Below are 5,906 nucleotides of genomic sequence, written 5' to 3' on the forward strand. Positions count from 1 at the left end.
CCCCCCCCCCCCCCGGCGCCGGCCCCCGCCCGCCCCCCCCCCCCCGGCCCCCCCCCCCCCCCCCCCGATCCCGGAGAGGGTGGGGTGCCGGGTCGGTCAGCCCCGCGCCAGCCGCATGGGGCGGTGCGGGATGTGCCCGTCCAAGTACTCCTCGCCGTCGACGACGAAGCCGAAGCCGCCGTAGAACCCGACCAGGGGCGACTGGGCGCCGAGCACGACGTCCCGTCGCAGCCCGGCCTCGGCGTCGAGCGCCTCGCAGGCCTCCAGGCAGGCGTGCATGAGCGGGGCGGAGAGGCCGCGGCCGCGGGCGTCGGGGTGCAGGACGACCCGGCCGATGCGCAGCTCCGCGCCGTCGTCCAGCACCCGGGCGATGCCGAGCAGGCGCTCGTCACCCGCGACGTGCAGCGTGACGTGACGGGTGGCCGGCTCCGTGTCGCGGCCGTCGAGGTCGTCGTAGGGGTCGCGCTGCTCGACGACGAACACGTCCTGGCGCAGCTTCCACGCGGCGTAGGCGGTGTGGACGTCGAGGTCGGCGAACGGGCTGGCCGCGGTGCGGGCCTCGGTGCGGGCCTCGGGTCGGGCCTGGGGTGTCGGGGGAGTGCTCTCGGTCACCGGGCCATTGTGCTGGGGCCGTGCATGCCGGGCTAAGGTGCCCTCGTCCAGTCAGGGGAGCACCCGGGCGGCCGCGAGGCCGGGGGGTTGCTGAGAGTGCGGGCCAGCCGCAGACCCTACGAACCTGCCCCGGTTAGCACCGGCGAAGGGAGTGCTGATGAGCCTGCGTGCCCGTCTCCGCCCGTCCACCTGCCCGTCCACCCGTCCGTCCCGTACCTCTCGTCGCCGCGTGCGTCAGGCGCGCGGCCTGGCGGCTGCCGCGACCCTCGCGCTCCTGGCCTCCGGCTGCTCGCTGGTCGGCTCCGAGAGCGACGAGGCCACCGACGCCTCGGACGCCTCGGCCACCGCCGACTCCTCCGGCTCCGCGGCCGGGGGCACCGTCACGCTGGTGACCCACGACAGCTTCTACCTGCCCAAGAAGCTCATCAAGCAGTTCGAGTCCGAGACCGGCTACACGTTGGAGCTGCGCTCGGTCGGCGACGCCGGCTCCCTGACCAGCCAGCTCGTGCTGACCCAGGACGACCCGATCGGTGACGTCGCCTTCGGTGTCGACAACACCTTCGGCTCGCGCGCGCTCGACAACGACGTCTTCGCCCCGGCCGACCTCGACCTGCCCGACGGCGTCGCCGAGCACGCCCTGCCCGGCGACGACGACGGCACGATGGTCGCCGTCGACGACGCCTCGGTGTGCGTCAACGTCGACACCGCCTGGTTCGACGAGCAGGGGATCGAGCCGCCCACCACGCTGGACGACCTCACCGACCCCACGTACGAGGACCTCTTCGTCACCTCCGGCGCCACCACGTCCTCGCCCGGCTTCGCCTTCCTGCTGACCACCATCGCCGCCTACGGCGACGACTGGCAGTCCTACTGGAGCGACCTGCTGGACAACGGCGCCAAGGTCGACCGCGGCTGGGAGGACGCCTACCAGGTCGACTTCACCGCCGGCGGTGGCAACGGCGACCGGCCGATCGTGCTCAGCTACGACTCCTCGCCCGCGTTCACCACCGACGGCGAGGGCGGCACCACCACGGCCGCCCTGCTCGACACCTGCTTCCAGCAGACCGAGTACGCCGGCGTCCTGACCAACGCCGAGAACCCCGAGGGCGCGCAGGCCGTGCTCACGTGGCTCACCAGCGACGCCGTGCAGGCCGCCCTGCCCGAGTCGATGTACGTCTTCCCGGTGGTCGAGGGCACCGCGCTGCCCACCGACTGGGCGCAGTTCGCCGTCCAGCCCGACGACCCGTGGACGGTCGACCCCGCCGACGTCGCCGAGAACCGCGACACCTGGCTGGCCGACTGGCAGGACGTCGTCAGCAGGTGACCCCCAGGTCACCGACGAGCCCGGGGGCCGGCCTGCGCCGCGTCGCCGGGCTCGTCGCGCTCGCGGCCCTGCCCACCGCCGTCCTGGTGGTCTTCTTCGTCGTGCCCGTGGCCGGCATGGTCTCCCGCGGGTTCGTGGTCGACGGGCCCGGCGGGCCGAGCGTGGACGTCGGCGGGGTGCTCGAGGTCCTCGGGCGGGACCGGACCCGCCGGGTGCTGTGGTTCACCGTGTGGTCGGCCGCCGCCGGCACCGCCGTCTCGGTGCTGCTGGGGCTGCCGGCCGCCTACGCGCTGCACCGGCTGGAGTTCCCCGGCCGCCGCCTGCTGCGGGCGGCGGTGATCGTCCCGTTCGTGCTGCCCACCGTCGTGGTGGGCGTGGCCTTCCGCGAGCTGCTGGGGGAGTCTGGCCCGGTCGTGCGCTGGCTCGGGGTCGAGCTGGACGGCACGGCCACCGCGATCGTCCTCGGCCTGGCCTTCTTCAACGTCTCCGTGGTGGTCCGCGTGGTCGGCGCCGCCTGGGAGAGCCTCGACCCGCGGCCCGGCGAGGCCGCCGCGGTGCTGGGCGCCTCCCCGGTGCGCGTGCTGACCACCGTCACCTGGCCCCAGCTGCGGCCGGCGGTGGTCTCCGCGGCCACCGTCGTCTTCCTCTTCTGCGCCACCGCCTTCGGCGTGGTGCTCACCCTGGGCGGGCTGCGGTACTCCTCGGTGGAGACCGAGATCTACCTGCTCACCACCGACCTGCTCGACCTCCAGGGCGCCGCGGCACTCTCCATCCTCCAGCTGGTGGCGGTGGTGGCCCTCATGCTGCTCGTCGGGCGGCTGCGGCCCGCCGGCGACGGCCGCGTCTCCCGGGTCGTGGCCCGCCCGCGCCGCCCCCGCCGGGGCGACGCTGCCGCGCTGGTGCTCACCGGCGTGGCGGTGCTGCTGCTCGCCGCCCCCGTCGCCGCGCTCGTGGTCGGCTCGCTCCAGGGCCCGGACGGCTGGTCGCTGGTGCACTACCGGGCCCTGACCAGCACCGGCGAGGACGCCTGGACGGGCTCGTCGGCCGCCGACGCCCTCGTCACGTCCCTGCGCACCAGCATCGACGCGACCTGGATGTCGCTGCTGCTCGGCGGCCTCGTGGCCGTCCTGCTCTCGCGCCGCTCCCGGACCCGGGGCGAGCGCCGCGTCCGGCGGCTGCTCGACGGCCTGTTCATGCTCCCGCTGGGCGTCTCGGCCGTCACGCTCGGCTTCGGCTTCCTCATCACCCTCGACTCCGACCTGCTCGACCTACGTGACTCGCCGCTGCTGGTGCCGATCGCCCAGGCCCTGGTGGCCCTGCCGCTGGTCGTGCGCACCCTGCTGCCGGTGCTCGCGGGCATCGACGACCGGCAGCGCCAGGCCGCCGCGTCCCTGGGCGCAGGCGCGTGGCGCACGTTCCTCACCGTCGACGTGCCCGTCGCCTGGCGGCCGCTCCTGGCCTGCGCCGGCTTCGCGTTCGCGGTCTCGCTGGGCGAGTTCGGCGCCACGTCCTTCCTGGCCCGGCCGGACGACCCGACGCTGCCGGTGGTCATCTACCGGCTGCTCTCGCGCCCCGGCGACGAGACCTTCGGCACCGCCCTGGCCGCCTCGGTCGTGCTGGCGGCCGTCACCGCCACGGTCATGCTGCTCGTGGAGCGGCTGCGCGTGCGCAACCTGGGGGCGTGGTGAGACCCCCGACCACCCCGACGACCCCGACCACCCACCCCGACAGGCAGGAGCAGCCGTGCTGAGCATCGAGGGCGTGAGCATCGCCTACGAGGGCACGCCCGCCGTGCGCGACGTGGACCTCACCGTGGCCGACGGCGAGGTCCTGGCCGTGCTGGGTCCCTCGGGCTGCGGCAAGTCGACGCTGCTGCGGGCCGTGGCCGGGCTCGAGCCCGCCCTCGGGCGGATCGCCTGGGACGGCCGGGACCTCGCCCGCACCCCCACCCACCGCCGCGGGTTCGCGCTGATGTTCCAGGACGGCCAGCTCTTCGACCACCTCACCGTCGCCCGCAACGTCGGCTACGCCCTGCGCGTGCGCCGGGTGCGGGGACGACGGGTGGCCGAGCGCGTCGAGGAGCTGCTCGACCTCGTCGGGCTCGCCGGCTACGGGGAGCGACTGCCCGGCACCCTGTCCGGCGGGGAGCGCCAGCGGGTGGCGCTGGCCCGCTCGCTGGCCGCGCAGCCGCGGCTGCTGCTGCTCGACGAGCCCCTCTCGGCGCTGGACGCCGGCCTGCGCGAGCGCCTGGCCGGCGACCTGCGCGACATCCTGCGCCGCGCGGGCACCACCACGCTGCTGGTCACCCACGACCACGAGGAGGCCTTCACGGTCGCCGACCGGATGGCCGTGATGCGCGAGGGCCGCGTGGTGCAGCAGGGCGCGCTCGCCGAGGTGTGGCGCGAGCCGGTCGACGCCTGGACCGCCCTGTTCCTCGGCTACGCCCGCGTGCTCACCGGCCCCGCCGCGTCCGCGTTGCTGGCGGCGGCGGACGTGACCGCGACGGGGGAGCGGGTGGCCGTGCGCCGCTCGGCCCTGGTAGCGGACGACGGCGGCCCGCTGCGCGCTCGCGTGCGGTCGGTGCGCGCGACGCCGGTGCAGACGCGGCTGGTCGTCGACCTCGAGGGCCCGGACGGCGCCCCGCTGGGGGAGGCCGACGCCGTCGCCGACCTGGGCCGGGGCGTCGGCCCGGGCGACGAGGTGCGGCTGCGGGTCGACCCGGGTCGGCTCGCCCCGCTCCCGGGGTGAGGGAGGCCCTGCCGCGTCGTCGTGGCTTGGGAGCCGCTGTGCACCGTTCCCTAGACTCCCTCCTCGTGTACCGCCGCGCCTACGTCCTGCTCGTCGGAACCGCTGCCGCGATGGGGCTGTGGGCCGTCGTCACCGCACTGATCCTCGGTCGCCCCCTGGTCGACCCCGAGGGCAGCTTCCTGGGTCCGTCGTGGCTGCGGCTCCCGCTGCTGCTCGGCGGCGCCGTCCTGGTGGACCTGATCCCCAGGACGCTGTGGAAGTCGCGCCTGCGCCCGTCGGCGATGAAGCCGGTCTTCATGCAGCGGCTGCGCACGCACTGGACCAAGGACCGCCTGCTGCTGGTCTTCCTGGGCATCGGGTGCTTCTACGTCACCTACGTCTGCTACCGGAACCTGAAGTCGTTCCTGCCCTTCATGCAGGACAACATGTACGACCGCGAGCTGCACCTGCTCGACCGGGCGCTGTTCTTCGGCCACGACCCCGCGATCGTGCTGCACGACCTGCTCGGCACCAACGTCGCCGCGTGGTTCCTGTCCTACATCTACCTGTGGTTCCTGCCGCTGGTGCCGATCGCGGTGACCGTCTGGGTCGTGTGGTCGCGCAACCTGTCCTACGGGTACTGGTTCGTGACCGCCCAGTGCCTCGCCTGGAGCCTGGGCACGATCTCCTACTACGCGCTGCCCACGCTCGGCCCCGGCCTCGAGTACGTCTCCCTCTACTCCGACCTGGCCTACACGCCGACGACGTCGTTGATGGACTCGTTGGTGAACTCACGGCAGGGCGTCATCCTCGGCGGCCTCACCGGTCAGGTGCAGTCGGTGGCCGGCTTCGCCTCGCTGCACTGCGGCATCACCCTGCTCATGGCGCTGATGGTGCAGTACACGCTGCGCCTGCGCTGGGTGAAGATCCTGTTCTGGGCGAACTTCGCCATCACCGTGGTGGCGACCCTGTACTTCGGCTGGCACTACGTCGCCGACGACATCGCCGGCATCACCCTGGCCCTCTTCTCCTTCTACGTGGCCGGGCTGGCGACGGGGCAGCGGTTCGACCACAGCGGCCTCACCTCGCACCCCACGACGACCGGCTCGCGCATCCCGGTCGGCAAGGACTGACCGGGCCGCGCAGCCCCTCGACGCACGATCTTCGGACCGGGGGCCCCCCCCCGGGGGGGGGGGGGCGGGCCGGGGGGGCCACACCCCCAGTGGGGTGGGTGGGTATAGTC

The 5,906-nt window shown here is 74.3% G+C and carries 5 protein-coding genes; 4 read left to right on the plus strand and 1 reads right to left on the minus strand.

The features are described from left to right. Positions 1-96: 96 nt before the first annotated feature. Positions 97-612: a GNAT family N-acetyltransferase gene (locus M8316_RS12210; protein ID WP_250054955.1), complete on the minus strand. Its 516-nt coding sequence runs from the start codon at positions 610-612 to the stop codon at positions 97-99. A gap of 229 nt (positions 613-841) precedes the next feature. Between M8316_RS12210 and M8316_RS12215 the strand changes: the two genes are divergently transcribed. The 4 genes from M8316_RS12215 (at position 842) to M8316_RS12230 (ending at position 5,796) form a co-directional block, all read left to right on the plus strand. After that, complete coding sequence (locus M8316_RS12215) at positions 842-1,936, plus strand: thiamine ABC transporter substrate-binding protein (RefSeq protein ID WP_250054957.1); 1,095 nt, start codon at positions 842-844, stop codon at positions 1,934-1,936. Beyond that, positions 1,933-3,624 (plus strand): ABC transporter permease, encoded by a 1,692-nt coding sequence (locus M8316_RS12220; protein ID WP_250054959.1) that lies wholly within the window; start codon positions 1,933-1,935, stop codon positions 3,622-3,624. Before M8316_RS12215 ends, M8316_RS12220 begins: the two co-directional genes overlap by 4 nt. Before the next feature lie 55 nt (positions 3,625-3,679). Beyond that, the gene (locus tag M8316_RS12225) at positions 3,680-4,684 is read left to right on the plus strand and encodes an ABC transporter ATP-binding protein (RefSeq protein ID WP_250054960.1); all 1,005 of its coding nucleotides are present in this window, start codon (positions 3,680-3,682) and stop codon (positions 4,682-4,684) included. 65 nt (positions 4,685-4,749) lie between these two features. After that, positions 4,750-5,796 carry a phosphatase PAP2 family protein gene (locus tag M8316_RS12230; RefSeq protein WP_250054962.1) on the plus strand — a complete coding sequence of 349 codons (1,047 nt, stop codon included), beginning with the start codon at positions 4,750-4,752 and terminating at the stop codon, positions 5,794-5,796. Positions 5,797-5,906: the final 110 nt, after the last annotated feature.

The sequence above is a fragment of the Nocardioides bruguierae genome (assembly GCF_023554635.1).
Lineage (GTDB): Bacteria > Actinomycetota > Actinomycetes > Propionibacteriales > Nocardioidaceae > Nocardioides > Nocardioides bruguierae.